General features: G+C 77.5%; 13 protein-coding genes. 9 read left to right on the plus strand and 4 right to left on the minus strand.

What is annotated here, in order from left to right; translation table 11 throughout:
- Positions 1-7: 7 nt before the first annotated feature.
- A complete protein-coding gene (locus FHN55_RS23710; protein ID WP_255472122.1) occupies positions 8-133 on the minus strand; it encodes a hypothetical protein in 126 nt (41 codons plus the stop codon).
- A 54-nt stretch (positions 134-187) separates the two neighbouring features.
- Positions 188-1,165, minus strand: coding sequence for a hypothetical protein (locus tag FHN55_RS24120; protein ID WP_139712105.1), 978 nt, complete (start codon positions 1,163-1,165; stop codon positions 188-190).
- A 204-nt stretch (positions 1,166-1,369) separates the two neighbouring features.
- Here FHN55_RS24120 and FHN55_RS09790 point away from each other — a divergent pair, with 204 nt between their 5' ends.
- From FHN55_RS09790 to holA, 6 genes are all read left to right on the plus strand, one after another.
- The gene (locus FHN55_RS09790) at positions 1,370-2,302 is read left to right on the plus strand and encodes a GGDEF domain-containing protein (protein WP_139712106.1); all 933 of its coding nucleotides are present in this window, start codon (positions 1,370-1,372) and stop codon (positions 2,300-2,302) included.
- 147 nt (positions 2,303-2,449) lie between these two features.
- Positions 2,450-3,325 (plus strand): UbiA family prenyltransferase, encoded by an 876-nt coding sequence (locus FHN55_RS09795; RefSeq protein ID WP_139712107.1) that lies wholly within the window; start codon positions 2,450-2,452, stop codon positions 3,323-3,325.
- A 98-nt stretch (positions 3,326-3,423) separates the two neighbouring features.
- Complete coding sequence (leuS, locus tag FHN55_RS09800; protein ID WP_218974516.1) at positions 3,424-6,345, plus strand: leucine--tRNA ligase; 2,922 nt, start codon at positions 3,424-3,426, stop codon at positions 6,343-6,345.
- 137 nt (positions 6,346-6,482) lie between these two features.
- On the plus strand, positions 6,483-7,361 hold the full coding sequence (locus FHN55_RS22625; protein WP_257570838.1) for a helix-hairpin-helix domain-containing protein: 879 nt from the start codon (positions 6,483-6,485) through the stop codon (positions 7,359-7,361).
- Positions 7,362-7,366: 5 nt separating this feature from the next.
- Positions 7,367-9,019 (plus strand): ComEC/Rec2 family competence protein, encoded by a 1,653-nt coding sequence (locus tag FHN55_RS09805; RefSeq protein WP_180357737.1) that lies wholly within the window; start codon positions 7,367-7,369, stop codon positions 9,017-9,019.
- A gap of 32 nt (positions 9,020-9,051) precedes the next feature.
- Positions 9,052-10,119 (plus strand): DNA polymerase III subunit delta, encoded by a 1,068-nt coding sequence (holA, locus tag FHN55_RS09810; protein WP_139712109.1) that lies wholly within the window; start codon positions 9,052-9,054, stop codon positions 10,117-10,119.
- 341 nt (positions 10,120-10,460) lie between these two features.
- Here the strand turns inward: holA and rpsT are convergent, their stop codons facing one another.
- Positions 10,461-10,724, minus strand: coding sequence for a 30S ribosomal protein S20 (gene rpsT / locus FHN55_RS09815; protein WP_139712110.1), 264 nt, complete (start codon positions 10,722-10,724; stop codon positions 10,461-10,463).
- A 365-nt stretch (positions 10,725-11,089) separates the two neighbouring features.
- Between rpsT and FHN55_RS09820 the strand changes: the two genes are divergently transcribed.
- From FHN55_RS09820 to FHN55_RS09830, 3 genes are read left to right on the plus strand one after another with little or no spacing between them, the layout of a single operon-like run.
- A complete protein-coding gene (locus FHN55_RS09820) occupies positions 11,090-12,655 on the plus strand; it encodes a circularly permuted type 2 ATP-grasp protein (RefSeq protein WP_139712196.1) in 1,566 nt (521 codons plus the stop codon).
- Positions 12,649-13,596 (plus strand): alpha-E domain-containing protein, encoded by a 948-nt coding sequence (locus tag FHN55_RS09825; protein ID WP_139712111.1) that lies wholly within the window; start codon positions 12,649-12,651, stop codon positions 13,594-13,596. The genes FHN55_RS09820 and FHN55_RS09825 overlap by 7 nt, the downstream gene beginning before the upstream one ends.
- Positions 13,593-14,438 (plus strand): transglutaminase family protein, encoded by an 846-nt coding sequence (locus FHN55_RS09830; RefSeq protein WP_139712112.1) that lies wholly within the window; start codon positions 13,593-13,595, stop codon positions 14,436-14,438. The genes FHN55_RS09825 and FHN55_RS09830 overlap by 4 nt, the downstream gene beginning before the upstream one ends.
- Positions 14,439-14,501: 63 nt before the next feature.
- Here FHN55_RS09830 and FHN55_RS09835 read toward each other — a convergent pair whose 3' ends face one another.
- Complete coding sequence (locus tag FHN55_RS09835; protein WP_257570839.1) at positions 14,502-16,316, minus strand: amidase family protein; 1,815 nt, start codon at positions 16,314-16,316, stop codon at positions 14,502-14,504.
- Positions 16,317-16,433 lie beyond the last annotated feature (117 nt).

The raw sequence follows: 16,433 nt of genomic DNA on the forward strand, positions 1-16,433 counted from the left end.
CGAGCCGTCACTGGCACGCCTCGCAGTCCTCGCCGTTCTCGATGGAGCAGGCGGTGGCCCCGGTGAGCCAGTCGTCGTCCTCGGCGGCGGCCTGCGGCTCGGCGGGGGCGGTGGTGGCGGTGGTCTGCGTCATGGGGTCCTCCAGGTGATCGGCTGGTCTTCGGCGCGGGCGGGGCCTGCAGCAGGGTCAACGCCCGACGGGCGCCGGGTCGTCCAGGGTAGACGCGCGGGCAGCCCGCCGGCCGGTCAGGCACGCCAGCGCGGCGAGGCCCACGGCGACGCCGTCCTCCACCAGCGCCGCCTGCCAGTCCGGCACCCGCGCCGACGCCCAGCGCCGCCAGGCCAGACCGCCCCACGCCCCACCGGCGGCACCGGCGGCGGCGGCCACGGAGGGCACCACGGCGTTGGCGTGCTCGCGCGCCGCCAGCGCCGCCGCCCCACCGGTCGCGGAGACGAACCGGGCAGGCAGGCCCTGCGCTGACGTGCGGGCCGGGGTCCCGGGGGCCTTGTCCGCCACGAGCTCGCCGACCACCGGCAGCACCGCCAGCGCCTTGGCGCCCGCGGACGCCGACGAGGTCAGGGCCGGGGCCAGCAGGCCCAGGCTGCTGCGGCTGCCGGCGGCCACCCCGAGCAGCGCCGACCGCAGCACCAGGCCGGCTGGGGCGCGGCGCCGCTGCGGGCCGGTCGGCTCGAGGGCGCGCAGCGTGGCGTGCGCGGCCACCCCGAACGCCAGGTGGGGCACCGCGTCGGCCACCCAGTCCTGCCGGGACCAGGTCCGCGGGTCGGAGACCCCGAGCGCACCCATGGGCAGGTCGGTGGCGGCCATGGCCACCGCGCCGGTCACCGCGGCCCCCACGGGACCGGAGAAGCGCAGGCCGGCCGCCCGGGCAGCGCTCACCAGCACGCCCGTCGCCAGGCCGGCGGCGGTGCCCGACAGCGCACCGAGCGCGGTGAGGCGGTTGCCGCGCTCGCTGCCGGAGCCCGGCACGTCCCTGCCGGCCGCGCGGACCGCAGCCTCCACGGTGTCCTCGGGTGCGGTGCTGGCGGGCCGGCCGCGCCAGGCCATGTCGGCGTACGTCACGGCGTTGAGCACCGTGGTCCCGACGGCTCCGGCCGCCAGGCCGCGGGCGAGGGCTGAACCGCGCGGGCGTGAGGTGGTTGCCATGCCGGCCACCGTCCGGTGGCCGGGCGCGGTCGGCAACTCGGGGGTGCCTGCCGACCGGAGGACGCGGCCCCTGCGGGTACGGGCGGTTCGGGCGTTTCGTGTGGCACTCTCGTCCCGTGCGGAGCTGCACCGGTGCTCACCCTCACGGGTGGTCGTCGCTGCTGCGCGCTCACCCCGGGCGCCCTCCGCGCCGAGGGGACGTGTGTGGAGGTGGCTGAGACGGCGCAGCGGCGCACGAGCACGCGGGTGACCGCGGGGTTCGTGGTGGGCACGTGGGGAGGTTCGGCGGCTGCCGCCGGGACCGGCCTCGCGGTCTGCGCTGCCACCGGGTCCCCGTGGCCGGCGGCCGTGCTGCCCGTGCTGGGCGGTGCCCTGGCCGTCGTCCCGCTGAGCGGGGTCGCCACGGCCGTGGCCGCCGCCCCGCTCGCCGCCGCGACGATCGCCGTGGCCCTGGCCGCGGTCGGGCGCGGAGACCTGGAGTCCGCCGCGGGCCTGGGCGTCGCCCTGGTGGTCGGTGCGCTCGTCGCGCTCGCCGTCCTGGTCACCCGGCGCCGGGCCGCCGGTGAGCTGGAGGCTGCGCTGCAGCTGGCCGACGCGGTGTCCGTGGTGGACGAGTCCACCGGCTGCTACAACGCCAACGGCCTGGACCTGCTCGCCCGCCACGTGCTGGGCGCGGCCCGCCGCACCAGCGGGGCCATGCACGCCTCGCTCGTCCAGCTCGGAGACCTCGAGCCGGTGCGCGAGCTGGGCGGTCCCGAGGCGGTCGCGGAGGTGGTCGGCGGGGTCGCCGACGCGCTGCGCTCCAGCACGCGCGGCGCCGACGTGGTGGGCCGCTGGGGCGAGGACCTCTTCGTGGTGCTCGGCCCGGGCACCGGCACCACCCCCGCCGAGCTGGAGCGCCGCCTGCGCGTGCGCCTGCTCGGCAGCCCCGACGCACCCCTGGTCCGCTGGGCCTGCTCGCTGACGGTGGGCTCCGGGCTGCTCGAGCCGTGGGACTCCGGCGGTCTGGCCGAGCTGGTCGGCCGCGCCGAGCAGGACCTCGCGCTGCGCCGCGCCCTGCGCGCCCCCAGCGCCGCGGAGCCGGCGCGCTCGCGGCCCTCGCGCCGGTCCGAGGACCAGCCCGGCTCCATCGGCTGACGCCCCTCCCGCCTCCTCGCTGACGGCCACGGGGGCGCCCTGCGCCAGGGGGCGTGGCGCGGACCCCCCGTGGCTCCGGACGTCGCTCAGGACGACGGCGCCAGCGGCGGGGGGCGCCCGTGACGCCCGGCCCCTAGCCTCGACCGGGTGGGACGCGGCGTGCAGCAGGGGCCCGTGCGCGCCGTCGCCGTCGTCGTCGACCTGGTCCGCGCCTGCCACCCCGCGCCGACCGCTGCCGTCACCTCCTTCGCCGCCGCCCTGGCGGCCGCCGCCGCCGCGCCGGGGCACCGCGCCACCACCGCCGGGCGCGTCGCCGCCGCCGTGGGGCTGGGCCAGGTGGCGGTCGGCTGGGCCAACGACGCCCTGGACGCCCCGCTCGACGCCGCCGCCGGCCGCACCGAGAAGCCCGTGGCCGCCGGCCGCCTGCCGCGCGCGGGCCTGGGGGCCGGTGCCGTCCTGGCCGCCGCGGCGGCGGTGCCGGCCTCGCTGGCCCTGGACAGCGGCCTCAGGGGTACGGGCCGCCTGCACCTGGTGGGGCTGGCCGGCGCCCTGGGCTACGACCTCGGCCTCAAGGGCACCGCCGTCAGCCCGCTGCCCTACCTGCTGTTCTTCGGGTCCTTGCCGGCCGTGGCCGCCGGCGCCGCCGGTCGCCGCGCACCACGCCTCCTGTGCGCCGCCGCCGGCCTGCTCGGACTCGCGGCGCACCTGGCCAACACGGTGCCCGACGCCGAGGCGGACGCCGCCACCGGCGTCCGCGGCCTGCCGCAGCGGCTCGGGCCGCGCACCAGCCGCACCGGCGCCGCGCTCGGGGTGGCGGCCGCGGACGCGGTGCTGCTGGTCCGCCGCCGCCGGGAGCTCGGTCCCGCCGCGGTGGCGCTGCTGCTGTGCGCGGGAGCGGCGGGAGCGGTCGGCGCGGCCGCCGACGGGCGCACCGGGTTCCGCGCCGTGATGGGCGCGGCGGCGCTGAGCGTGGCCGGGGTGCTGGCCGACGTCGCGGGCGGCCGGGGCGCGCTCCTGCGCTGAGGCGGCGGCGCCGGGACGCCGGAAAGGGGGTGCGTCCCGCGACTACCCTGGTGGGGCCGCCCGGGACGACCGCCCGGGCACCGAGAGGAGCTCCCAGCGTGACCACCACGGACCAGCCGGCACCCGCGCACAGCGACGCACCGCCCCAGCGGTACACCGCTCAGCTCGCGGCGGAGCTGGAGCTCGCGTGGCAGCAGCGCTGGGCCGACGAGGGCACCTTCGAGGCGCCCAACCCCAGCGGCCCCTGGGGTGACGCCGAGGCGGTGGCCGGCCGCGAGCCGCTGTTCGTCATGGACATGTTCCCGTACCCCTCGGGCGCTGGGCTGCACGTCGGGCACCCGCTGGGCTACATCGCCACCGACGTGTGGGCCCGCTACCAGCGCATGAGCGGCCGCAACGTGCTGCACACGCTGGGCTACGACGCGTTCGGCCTGCCCGCCGAGCAGTACGCCGTGCAGACCGGCCAGCACCCGCGGGTCACCACCGAGGCGAACATCGCCACGATGCGCCGCCAGCTGCGCCGCCTGGGCCTGGCCCACGACGCGCGCCGCTCCGTCTCCACCATCGACCCGGACTACTACCGCTGGACCCAGTGGATCTTCCGCGAGGTCTTCGAGAGCTGGTACGACCCGCACGCCGTCCGCCCCGACGGCGGCCGCGGCGCGGCCCGCCCGATCAGCGAGCTGCGCGAGGCGTACGAGTCCGGCCGACGCCAGCCCGAGGACGGCTCGTCCTGGGCCGACCTCGACGACGTCGCCCGCCGGCGACTGGTGGACGACCAGCGCCTGGCGTACGTCTCCGAGGCGCCGGTGAACTGGTGCCCCGGCCTGGGCACGGTGCTGGCCAACGAGGAGGTCACCGCCGACGGGCGCAGCGAGCGCGGCAACTTCCCCGTGGTGAAGCGCCCGCTGCGGCAGTGGATGATGCGGATCACCGCCTACGCCGACCGCCTCGTCGACGACCTGGACCGCCTGGACTGGCCCGAGGCGGTCAAGGCGATGCAGCGGCACTGGATCGGCAGGTCCACCGGAGCGCAGGTCAGCTTCGCCCTGGCCGGCGACGGCGTCGAGGGCGGTCGGCTGGAGGTCTTCACCACGCGCCCGGACACGCTGTTCGGCGTCACCTTCATGGTGGTCGCGCCCGAGCACGCCGCCCTGGACGACCTGCCCGCCGCCTGGCCCGCCAGCACGCCCGAGAGCTGGACCGGTGGCGCGGCCACCCCGGCGCAGGCCGTGGAGGCCTACCGGACGCAGGCCGCCGCCCGCACCGAGGCCGAGCGCACCGACGAGGGCCGCACCAAGACCGGCGTCTTCACCGGCCTGCACGCGGTCAACCCCGTCACCGGCACGGCCGTGCCCGTCTTCACCGCGGACTACGTGCTGGCCGGCTACGGCACCGGAGCGATCATGGCGGTCCCCGGGCAGGACGAGCGCGACTTCGCCTTCGCCGAGCGCTTCGAGCTGCCGGTCGTCCGCACGGTCCAGCCGCCGGAGGGCTTCGAGGGCGGCGCGTACACCGGCGCCGGCCCGGCGATCAACTCCTCCAACGACGACGTCGACCTGGACGGCCTCGAGGTCGCCGAGGCCAAGGAGCGCATCACCGCGCACCTCGAGCGCACCGGCGCAGGCCGCCCCGTCACCACCTACCGCCTGCGCGACTGGCTGTTCAGCCGCCAGCGCTACTGGGGCGAGCCGTTCCCGGTGGTCTACGACGAGCACGGCCTGCCCGTCGCCGTCCCCGCCGACCAGCTGCCCGTGCTGCTGCCCGACGTGCCCGACTACTCCCCGCGCACCTTCGAGCCGGACGACGTCACCAGCGAGCCCTCCCCGCCGCTGTCGCGCGTGCCCGAGTGGGTCGACGTCACCCTGGACCTGGGCGACGGGCCGAAGCAGTACCGCCGCGAGACCAACACCATGCCCAACTGGGCGGGCTCGTGCTGGTACGAGCTGCGCTACCTGGACCCGCAGAACTCGCAAGCCCTGGTCGACCCGGAGGTCGAGGCGTACTGGATGGGGCCGCGCGCCGACCGTGCCGCGGGGGTCCCCGGCACCCGCGACACCGGCGGGGTGGACCTGTACGTCGGCGGCGTGGAGCACGCCGTGCTGCACCTGCTGTACGCCCGGTTCTGGCACAAGGTGCTCTTCGACCTGGGCCACGTCTCCTCCGAGGAGCCCTTCCGCCGCCTGTTCAACCAGGGCTACATCCAGGCCGACGCGTTCACCGACGTCCGCGGCAGCTACGTGCCCGCCGCCGAGGTCGTGGAGACGACGTCCGCCACCGGGGCGCGCGAGTTCACCTGGCACGACGAGCCCGTGACCCGCGAGTACGGGAAGATGGGCAAGTCGCTGAAGAACGTCGTCACGCCCGACGACATGTACGAGGCGTACGGCGCCGACACCTTCCGCGTGTACGAGATGTCGATGGGCCCGCTGGACGACTCCCGACCCTGGGAGACCCGCGCGGTGGTGGGCTCGCAGCGGTTCCTGCAGCGGCTGTGGCGCAACGTCGTCGACGAGGCGACCGGTGGGCTGACGGTGGTGGACACCCCCGCGGACCCCGCCACCCGCGCGCTGGTGCACCGCACCGCGGCGGGCGTCGCCGCGGACTACGAGGGCCTGCGCTTCAACACCGCCGTCTCCAAGCTCATCGAGCTGAACAACGAGCTGACCAAGCTGTCCTCCGTCCCGCGCGAGGCCGCGGAGGCGGTGGTGCTCATGGTGGCGCCGCTGGCGCCGCACATCGCCGAGGAGCTGTGGTCGCGGCTGGGTCACGAGGGCTCGCTGGCCTTCGAGACCTTCCCCCAGGCCGACCCGGCGCTGCTCGTGCAGCAGACGGTGACGTGCGTGGTGCAGGTGCAGGGCAAGGTGCGCGACCGCCTCGAGGTGCCGGCCGACATCACCGAGGACGCCCTGCGCGAGCAGGCGCTGGCGTCCCCGGCGCTGCAGCGGGCGCTGGACGGCCGCGGGGTGCGCACGGTCATCGTGCGCGCGCCGAAGCTCGTCAACGTGGTGCCCGCCTGACCCCGCGCTGACGACCGCCGCCGCACGGGGCCCGTCGTCCGCCCACAGGGCGGGCGGCGGGCCCCGCCCGTGGGGCTGCGTCCACAGGGCCCGGTGACGGCCGCCCCGCCGGTGGGGGCGCGGGGCAGCCTGGTGGGGTGCTGGAGGGGGCGCCCGGCTCGGGCTGGCAGGAGGACGCCGACGGCGGCCTCCCCGCGCGCAGCGCCGCTGCGCCGGGCCCCGGTCCCGTCCTGCGCGACCGGGCGTCCCTTCGCTCAGCCGCGCGCCGGGACGCTCGCGAGACCGAGCAGCTGTGGCGGCCCTCGCTGGCGGAGCGGCTGCGGGAGGCCCGCTGGTCCCTGGCACCGCCGGCGGCGGTGGGGGCCCTGCTGGTCGTGGCCGCGGTGGTGGTGCTGCTGGTGCTGTCGGCCGCCGCTCCGGGCGGGGCCTCGGTGCCCACGCCGACGCCCGGTGTGGCGGTGCCGGCGCGCACGCCGGCGGCGCTCGCGTCGTCCTCGTCGGCGAGCGAGAGCCCGCTCCCCGGCCCCTCCACCTCGGGGACCGGGGAGGTGGTGGTCGACGTGGTCGGCCAGGTGGAGGTGCCCGGCCTCGTCCGCCTGCCGGCCGGGTCGCGCGCCGACGACGCGGTCCGCGCGGCCGGAGGGGCGCGCCCGGGCGCGGACCTGCGGCGCGTGAACCTGGCCAGGCCGCTCGTGGACGGCGAGCAGCTGGTGGTCCCCGCACCGGGGGAGCAGCTGCCGAGCGCTCCGCCGGCTCCCCCGGCGGCGCGCTCCACCTCCACCGCGGGCGGCGCTGCCGCGGGCGGCGGGGCGGCGGCTGCCACCGGGCCGGTGGACCTCAACAGCGCCACCCTCGCCGAGCTCGACGCCCTGCCGGGAGTCGGTCCGGTGCTCGCCCAGCGGATCCTCGACTGGCGCGACGAGCACGGGCGCTTCACGTCCGTGGAGGAGCTCGGCGAGGTGCCCGGCTTCGGACCGGCGGCCCTGGGCCGGCTGACCCCGCTGCTGGTCGTGTGACGCCGGTGGACAGGCACCCCGCGCTGCGCCTGCTGCTGCCCGCGGCCCACGACCCGGCGCAGGGCGCGGACGGGCCGGCCGGTGCCCGGCCGCTGGACGCGCGCCTCGTCCCCGCCGCCGCGGTCGCCTGGGCGTGGGCCGCGGTCGCGCTCGTCCTCCCGGTCGGCGTGCTGGCAGCGGTGGCCCTGGCCGCCGTCGCGGCGGCCGCCGGGTGCGCGGTGCGACGCCGCGCCGGCGGTGCGGCCCTGGCGGCGGTCCTGGTCGCGGGGGTCGCGGTGTCGGTGGGGGCCGGGCAGGTGGAGCGGTCCTCCGGCCTCCTGCAGCCGCTCGCGGCCCAGCAGGCCACCGCGGCCGTGGACGGCGTGGCCACCTCGGACGCCGTGCGCGTCAGGGCCGACCCCGTCCGCTCCTGGGCGTCGGCCAGCCCCCGCTGGGTGGTCCGGCTCGACGCGCGCTCGGTCAGCGGCCGCGGCAGCACGTCGGCGGCGCACGCCGAGGTGCTCGTGGTCGGGGGAGCGGGCTGGGACGCCGTGCGGCGCGGCGACCGCGTGCACGCCGTCGGGCGCCTGCAGCCGACGGACCGCGCCGACCCGGCCGCCGCCGTCCTGCTCGCGGTCCGCGCGCCGCTGGCCCGGCCGGCGACCGGACTGCTCGCGGCCGCCGGACAGCGGCTGCGCGCGGGGCTGGTGGACGTCTGCGCACCGCTGCCCGCCGATGCCCGCGGCCTGCTGCCGGGCCTCGTGGTGGGTGACACCACCGCCGTCCCGGAGGACCTGTCGGCGGCCATGCGCAGCACGGGCCTGACGCACCTGACGTCGGTCTCCGGGGGCAACACGGCGCTCGTGGCGGGAGGGGCGCTCGTGCTGCTGACGGCCGTCGGGGTCCGCCGGCGGGTCCGCTTCGTGCTCGCCGGGCTCGCCCTGCTCGCCTACGCCGCACTGGCCGGTGGGGAGCCCAGCGTGCTGAGGGCTGCCGCCATGGGGCTGGTGGTGCTGCTCGGCAGCCTCCTGGCGCGCGGCGGTGGCGGCCTGCCGGCCCTGTGCCTGGCCGTGGTGGTGCTCGTGGTGGCCGACCCCTGGCTGGCGCGCCAGGCCGGCTTCGCCCTGTCGGTGCTGGCCACCGGTGCGCTCCTGCTCCTCGCCCCGGCGTGGGCGGCAGCGCTGGCGCGCCCGCTGCTGCGGGGGAGGGTCCCGGGGCGCCGCCCGGCGCCCGTGCGCGACGCGCTGGTCACCGCGACGGCCGCGACCGTGGCCGTACCGCTCGCGGCCCAGGTGGTGTGCGCCCCGGTGGTGCTGCTGCTCGCGCCCGGCGTGCCGCTGCTGGCGGTCCCCGCCAACGCCCTGGCCGGACCTGCGGTGGCACCGGCCACGCTGCTCGGGCTGCTCGCCGCCCTGCTGGAGCCCCTGGGGCCGGTGGGGAGCGCGGTGGCCGAGCTCGCGGCCCGCGGCGGTGGGCTGGCGGCCCAGTGGGTCGCGCAGGTGGCGCGGGCCGGGGCCGCCTCGCCCGTCGCCGTCCTCGCGTGGCCGCAGGGACCCGGACCCGCGGCGGCTCTCGCCGTGGTGTCCGCTGCGGTGCTCACCGCCGTGGAGCAGCTGGCCCGGGCGGCGGTGCGGGCCCGGGGACGCGCGGGAGGAACGAGCGCGCGGCGGCGTGCGTGATCACCGTCCCAGGGGCGTGGCAGGGTGTGGCCGTGCCAGCAGCCCGTCCCTCCGCCCGCGCCCGCACGACCGGGGCCCGCGGCCAGGGCGGGGCGCACGCGCTGCCCTGGCACCAGGCGGAGCCGGGACCCGTCGTGCTGGTCACCGGGCCCGAGCAGCTGCTCGCCGAGCGCGCCGTCGAGCGGGTGCGCGACGCCTGCCGCGAGCGCTCCCCGGACCTGGAGGTGGTGACCGTCGACGCCTCGGTCTACCGCTCGGGGGAGCTGTCGCAGTGGACCAGCCCCTCGCTGTTCGAGGAGGCCCGGCTGGTGGTGGTGTCGGGGCTGGAGTCCGCCGCTGACGCGCTCGTCACGGACGTGGGCGCCGCCCTGGGCACCCTCCCCGACGACGTCGTCCTGGTGCTGCGCCACGCCGGCGGCGCCCGCGCTGGCGCGCTGCTCAAGGCGGCCCGGGAGGTGCCGGGCGCGGTGCTCGTCGAGTGCCCGGCGGTGAAGACCCCGGCCGAGCAGCGCGCCTTCGCCCAGACCGAGCTGCGCTCGCACGGGCGCACCATCGACGACGACGCCCTCGACGCCCTGCTGCTGGCCATCGGCTCGGACCTGCGCTCGCTGGCGGCGGCGTGCTCGCAGCTGGCGGTGGACGTGCCCCGCGGCGCCGGGCAGGGCGGCCGGTCGGCGCGCCTCACCGCTGACGACGTGGAGCGCTACTACGGCGGGCGCGCCGAGGTGACGGGCTTCAAGGTGGCCGACGCCGCGGTGGCGGGCCAGCGCGCCGAGGCGCTGCGGCTGCTGCGGCAGGCCCTCGACTCCGGGCTCGACCCGGTGCCCCTCGTCGCCGCGCTCGCCCTCAAGCTGCGGGGCATGGCGAAGGTCGCCTCCGCCGGCCGCGGCTCTCCCGACGCCCTGGCCAAGGGCCTGGGCATGGCGCCCTGGCAGGTCCGCACCACCCGGGACGCGCTGCGCGGCTGGACCCCGGACGGCATCGCCGCGGGCATCACGGCGCTGGCCGAGGCGGACGAGGCGGTCAAGGGCGGTGGCCGCGACCCGCGCTACGCGGTGGAGCGGGCCGTCATCGCCATCACCGCCGCCCGCGCCGGCTGACTCCAGCCGACTCGCGACCACCCGCGGCCCCCCCCCCGCGACCCCGCCCCCGACCCGGGGCTCGGCCTCCCGCTCAGCCGTGCTTCCGTCCCGCACTCGCGCACCCGAGTGCTGCTTCGAGGGGCCCTGATGGCGGACTCGCGCACCCGAGTGCTGGTTCGAGGGGCCCTGATGGCGGACTCGCGCACCCGAGTGCTGCTGCGAGGAGTGTCGAAGGCGGACTCGCGTGCGCGAGTGCGCGCCTGGTGGGCGCACCGCGCGGGCGGGGACGACGGAGGGCGGGGACGGACCTGGTCCGTCCCCGCCCTCCGGGGTGCTGCGGTGCTGGTCGAGCCGTTGCCTCAGGAGGCGGCGGACACGGCCTTCGCCAGGGCCGACTTGCGGTTGGCGGCCTGGTTGGAGTGGATGACGCCCTTGGAGACGGCCTTGTCGAGCTTGCGGCCGGCCACGCGCAGCGCGGTGGTGGCCTTCTCGGCGTCACCGGCGGCGACGGCCTCGCGGACGTGGCGCACCGCGGTGCGCAGCTCGGACTTCACGGCCTTGTTGCGCAGGCGCGCAGCCTCGTTGGTGCGGATGCGCTTGATCTGGGACTTGATGTTGGCCACGGGCCGGTCTCTCCGTCGCGTCTGGGGTGTCTGATCGGTGCTGGTGGCGGGCGGTGGCAGCTGGTGCCCCGACCGCCGAAGCCTTCGTGCGGCCCCGTCCGCAGGTGGGCGGTGCGCGCGCAGCCACCCAGGTTACCAGCGCCCGGAAGCCTCCTGCGACGGCGCTGCCGCAGCGAGCGGCGCGCCCCGCGGCGCGACCACCGACTTCGCGGTCGGCGCGCCCGCGGAGCCCTCGCCTCGATACGGTCGCGACCATGGACCTGGGGTCGTCGGCCAGCAGCGCTGGTGGTGGTGTGGACGAGCTCTCCGGGGGCCTCTTCGACGGGTACGGAGCGGCCTCGACGGCGAGCGGTGCGTGGGACGAGATGTTCACCGCGGACGGCGCGGTGCGCGAGGCCAGCGCGCCCGTCCACGCCGCCCTGGCGAGCACGGCGGTGCGCGACCTGCGCGGCCGCGCCGACGCCCTGGCCACCTCCTACACCGACAAGGGCATCACCTTCGCCGTGGGCGGCGAGGAGCGCCCGTTCCCCCTCGACGTCGTCCCCCGCGTGGTCAGCGCGCAGGAGTGGGCGGTGGTGGAGGCCGGGGTCGCCCAGCGCGTCCGGGCCCTGGAGGCCTTCCTCGCCGACGCCTACGGCCCGATGCGGGCTGTGGAGGACGGCGTGGTGCCCCGCGGCGTCATCACCTCCTCCTCGCACTTCCACCGCGTGGTCGCCGGGATCGAGCCGCCCAACGGCGTGCGGGTGCACGTGGCGGGGGTGGACCTCGTCCGCGACGCCGAGGGCGTCTTCCGGGTCCTGGAGGACAACGTCCGCGTGCCCTCCGGCGTCAGCTACGTGCTCACCAACCGCACCGCCATGGCCGGGGCGATGCCCGAGGCGTTCAGCGACCAGCGGATCCGGCCGGTGTCCGCCTACCCCCGGCGCCTGCTGGCCGCGCTGCGCGCCGCGGCGCCGGTGGGCATCGAGGACCCGACCGTCGTCGTCCTGACCCCGGGGGTCTACAACAGCGCCTACTTCGAGCACGCCCTGCTCGCCCGCAGCATGGGCATCGAGCTGGTGGAGGGCCGCGACCTCGTCTGCCGCGGCGGCCGGCTGCACATGCGCACCACCGGCGGCCTGCGGCCGGTGCACGTGGTCTACCGGCGCGTGGACGACGAGTACCTCGACCCGGTGCACTTCCGCTCCGACTCGATGCTCGGCTGCCCCGGGCTGCTCAACGCCGCCCGCGCCGGCAACGTCACCATCGCCAACGGCATCGGCAACGGCGTCGCCGACGACAAGCTGCTCTACACCTACGTGCCCGACCTGGTCCGCTACTACCTCGACGAGGAGCCGAAGCTCCCCAACGTCCCCACGTGGCGCCTGGAGGAGCCCGAGGCCCGCGAGGAGGTCTTCGACAGGCTCGCCGAGCTCGTGGTGAAGCCGGTCGACGGCTCCGGGGGCAAGGGCATCGTCATCGGCCCGGCCGCCAGCCCTGCCGAGCTCGACCGGCTGAGGGCCCGCGTCAGCGCCGACCCGCGCGGGTGGATCGCCCAGCCGGTGGTGCGGCTGTCCACCGTGCCGACCCTGGTGGGGGACCGGGTGGCACCGCGCCACGTGGACCTGCGTCCCTTCGCCGTCAACGACGGCTCGAACGTCTGGGTGCTGCCCGGCGGCCTGACCCGCGTGGCGCTTCCCGAGGGCGAGCTGGTGGTCAACTCCTCCCAGGGCGGCGGCAGCAAGGACACCTGGGTGCTGGCCGACGACCGCCCCGAGGAGGCCGCCCCCTCCCGCTCCCGCTCGACGACCGTCCCGACGCTGCCCGGGGCTCCGCCGGACCGCGGCCCGGGCGTCGCCGGAGCGGCCGACGTCCGCGACCAGCAGCAGCAGCAGCAGCAGCAGGCGCGCGAGGCCCTGGTGGAGCGGACGGAGGGGGGACGGTCGTGCTGAGCCGCATCGCCGAGGCGCTGTTCTGGATCGGCCGCTACGTGGAGCGCGCCGAGGACACCGCCCGCCTGCTCGACGTGCAGCTGCAGCTGCTCGTGGAGGACCCCTGGCTGGACGAGCCCACCGCCTGCGCCAACCTCCTCGCGGTGATGGGAGCGCCGATGGAGGTCGCCGAGGACGGGAGCGCGCCCGCGGCGGACCGCCGCACCGTGCTCGACAGGCTCGGGTACGACCCGTTCTCGTCCGCCTCGATCGTCGCCTCCATCGGCGGGGCGCGGGAGAACGCCCGGCGCGCCCGCGAGACGGTCTCCACCGAGATGTGGGAGGTGCTGAACACCGCCTACAACGCCGTGCCCTCCGGGCGCTGGCGCGCGGTCAGCCCCCACACGTTCTTCGCGTGGGTGCGCGACCGCACCTCCACCGTGACCGGCATCGCCGACTCCACCATGAGCCGGGACGACGGCTGGCTGTTCCTCGTGCTCGGGCGGAGCATCGAGCGCGCCGACATGACCGCCCGGCTCATCACCTCCACCGCCAGCCTGGGCGGCCCGGCGAGCCGCTGGCCGTCGCTGCTGCGGGCGTGCGGTGCGCACGAGACCTTCCTGCGCACCTACCGGGGCCTGGAGGACGAGACCGAGGCCGCGGAGTTCCTCCTCCTCGACCGGCTCTTCCCGCGCTCGATCGTCCACGCCCTGGCGCAGGCCGAGCGGTGCCTGGCCGAGCTCGAGTCGAGCGGGCAGCGCGCCGGGGTCTTCGACGAGGCGCAGCGGCGCCTCGGACGGGCGCGCGCGGAGCTGGAGTACCGCCCGCTCACCGACGTCCTGGCGCACCTACCCGACGAGATGGAGCGGGTGCAGCGCACCTGCTCCGCCGCCTCCGACGCGGTGGCCCGTCGGTACTTCTCCAGCGCCGAGGCGCTGACCTGGGTGGGAGGGACGTCATGAGCGCGAGGCTGCGCATCGCGCACCACACCGGCTACCGGTACGGCGCGCCGGTCACCAGCTCCTACAACGAGGTGCGGGTCACGCCGATGACCACGCCGGAGCAGACGGCGCTGCGGACGAGGCTTGAGGTGCGCCCGGCCCCCTGGCAGCACGTCTACCACGACTACTGGGGGTCCCAGGTGACCGTCTTCGAGGTGCACGAGCCGCACTCGGAGCTGGCCGTCACCGCCACCTCCACGGTGGAGGTGGACCGTCCTGGGACGGCCGCTCCCGGCGGGGGCTGGGACGTGCTGCGCGACCCTCGCGCCGCCGACGAGATGGTCGAGCTGCTCGCCACCTCCCCGGCGACCGCGCCGCCGGCCGAGCTGAGCGAGCGGGTCCGCTCCCTGGCCGCCTCCGGCGCCAGCCCCGACGACCTCGCGGCCGAGGTCTGCTCGCTGCTGCACCGGGAGGTCCGCTACGTGCCCGGGGCCACGGGCGTGCACTCCCACGCCGCCGACGCCTGGGGCGAGCGCGCCGGCGTCTGCCAGGACATGGCCCACCTCGCCCTCGGCGCGCTGCGCACGGCGGGCATCCCCGCCCGGTACGTCTCCGGCTACCTGCACCCCGACCCCTCGGCGCCCGTGGGCACCACGGTGACGGGCGAGTCGCACGCCTGGGTGGAGTGGTGGACCGGCGAGTGGTTCGGCTGGGACCCCACCAACGACGTCCCCCCGGGCGACCGGCACGTCATCGTCACCCGCGGCCGTGAGTACTCCGACGTGCCGCCGCTCAAGGGCGTCTACGCGGGCAGCGCGCCCTCGGAGATGGTCGTGAAGGTGGACATCACCCGCCTCGCCTGACGGTCCCGGCGCCGTCGTCGTCCTCCCCGGTGCACCGAGGAGGACGACGACGGCGGAGCGCGGTCAGCCGGCGGTGGGGAGCAGGCGCGGAGCCCTCCGGGCGTCGACGGCGGCCTCGAAGGCGGCGGCGTAGCCGAGGACCTCGACGTCGTCCCACTGCGCGCCCGTGAAGGTGATGCCCACCGGCAGCACGTCGGCGGGGCCGGCGAAGCCCGCCGGCACGGTGACCGCCGGGTACCCGGCGACGGCGGCCGGGGTCGAGCTGGCGTAGACGAACGCCGGCGGCTCGCCGTCGGTGTTCTGGTAGCTGATCAGGTCCGGCGGCGTGCCCGTCAGCGAGACGACCGCCGCGAGGTCGTCGTCGTCCCCCGGACCCTGGGCGAGGGTGGTGTCGATGGAGGCGCGCGCCAGCCGCCGCGCGTCCGCACGGGCCGTGGCGATCTGGGGGGAGCCGGCGGCCGGCCCGGAGGCGGCGTCGGTGAAGGTCTCCTGGCCGAACAGCGACAGCTCGACGGGGTCCGCGGCGTTGAACGCGATGAGGTCGTCGAGGGTCTTCGGCAGCCCCGGGGCGAGCCCGCCGAGGTAGGCGTTGACGTCGCGCTCGAACTCTGGCCCCAGCGCCAGGCCCTCGCCGGCGCCGACGGCGTCCTGGTCGGGCAGCTGCACCGGCACGAGCACGGCGCCCGCCGCCTGCATCGCGGCCACGGCGGAGGCGTAGACGGCCTCGGTGCGGTCGTCGACGGCGGCGGACTGCTCCGCCGTGAGGGTCCAGTAGCCGAACCGGGCACCCGCCAGCGACGGGCCGTTGCCCTCCGCCACGCGGCCGAAGGAGGTGTCGACGTCGGCGGGGCGCTCCAGGGTGGCGGGGTCGGCAGCGTCCGTGCTGTCCAGGGCCTCCATGGCCAGCGCTGCGTCGACGGCGTGCCGCGCCAGCGGGCCTGCGGTGTCCTGCTCGAGCGAGAGCGGCACCACCCCGGTGCGGCTGACCATGCCCAGGGTCGGCTTGACGCCCACCACGCCGTTGGTGGCGGCCGGGCAGACGATCGACCCGTCCGTCTCGGTGCCGATGGCCAGCTGCGCCAGCGAGGCCGCCACCCCGGCTCCCGAGCCCGAGGAGGAGCCGCACGGGTCCCGGTCGAGCGCGTACGGGTTGCGGGTCTGCCCGCCGACGCCGCTCCACCCGCTGGTGGACGACGTCGAGCGGAAGTTGGCCCACTCCGACAGGTTCGCCTTGCCGATCACCACGGCGCCCGCCGCGCGCAGCTGCGCGACCAGCGAGGCGTCCGGGGCGAGGTTGCCGGCCAGCGCGCGCGAGCCCGCCGTCGTCGGGAGCCCCGCGGAGCCGATGTTGTCCTTGAGGAGCACCGGGACGCCCTCGAGCGGGCCGCGCGCGCCGTGCGCCGCGCGGTGGGCGTCGCTGGCCCTGGCCTGCTCCAGCGCCGTCGGGTCGAGGGCGAGGACGGCACCGACCTCCGGGTCGACGTCGCGGATGCGCTGCAGGTAGGCCGCCGTGAGGCCCTCGGCGGTGAGGTCACCGGCCTCGATGCGGTGCTGCAGCTCGGGGACGGTCAGCGGGTCGAGGTCGACGTCCGAGACCACCAGGCCCGCGGCCTGCGCCGCGGCGAGCAGCTCCCCGGCGCGCGCGGGCGCGGCGGCGCCGGTCTTCGCGGGCTCGGACGCCGTGGGGCCGCCCGCCGCGTCGGCCGCCCCGGCGCCGGGGGGACCGGCGGCCTCGACGTCGGCGGCGGGCGGGGCGGTCGGGTCGAGGTCGGCGGCGGAGGCGGACAGCGCCCCCGCGGGCAGGACCAGCGCGGCGGCGAGGACGGACGCGGCGGCGCGCGGCGACCGGCGCGGAGGACGGCGGGCAGGACGTGTCACGGGAGCCTCCCGGGGTGCTGTGCGCCGGCTCGTCGACGGATGGACCGGCTGGGCGTTCGGGTGGTTGGTCACCGTACGGGTGTTTCGTCCCGGTGGCGTCCCCGCACCCCCGGCTGC

This window comes from Streptomyces sp. NP160, from assembly GCF_006335115.1.
In the GTDB taxonomy this organism is placed as follows: Bacteria; Actinomycetota; Actinomycetes; order Actinomycetales; family Quadrisphaeraceae; genus Quadrisphaera.

Excerpts from the sequence above, each read along its gene's own strand:
- FHN55_RS24120 (WP_139712105.1), bottom strand. The coding sequence starts at position 1,165 with ATGGCAACCACCTCACGCCCGCGCGGTTCAGCCCTCGCCCGCGGCCTG.
- FHN55_RS09820 (WP_139712196.1), top strand. The coding sequence starts at position 11,090 with ATGTTCACCGCGGACGGCGCGGTGCGCGAGGCCAGCGCGCCCGTCCAC.
- FHN55_RS09830 (WP_139712112.1), top strand. The coding sequence starts at position 13,593 with ATGAGCGCGAGGCTGCGCATCGCGCACCACACCGGCTACCGGTACGGC.
- FHN55_RS23710 (WP_255472122.1), bottom strand. The coding sequence starts at position 133 with ATGACGCAGACCACCGCCACCACCGCCCCCGCCGAGCCGCAGGCCGCC.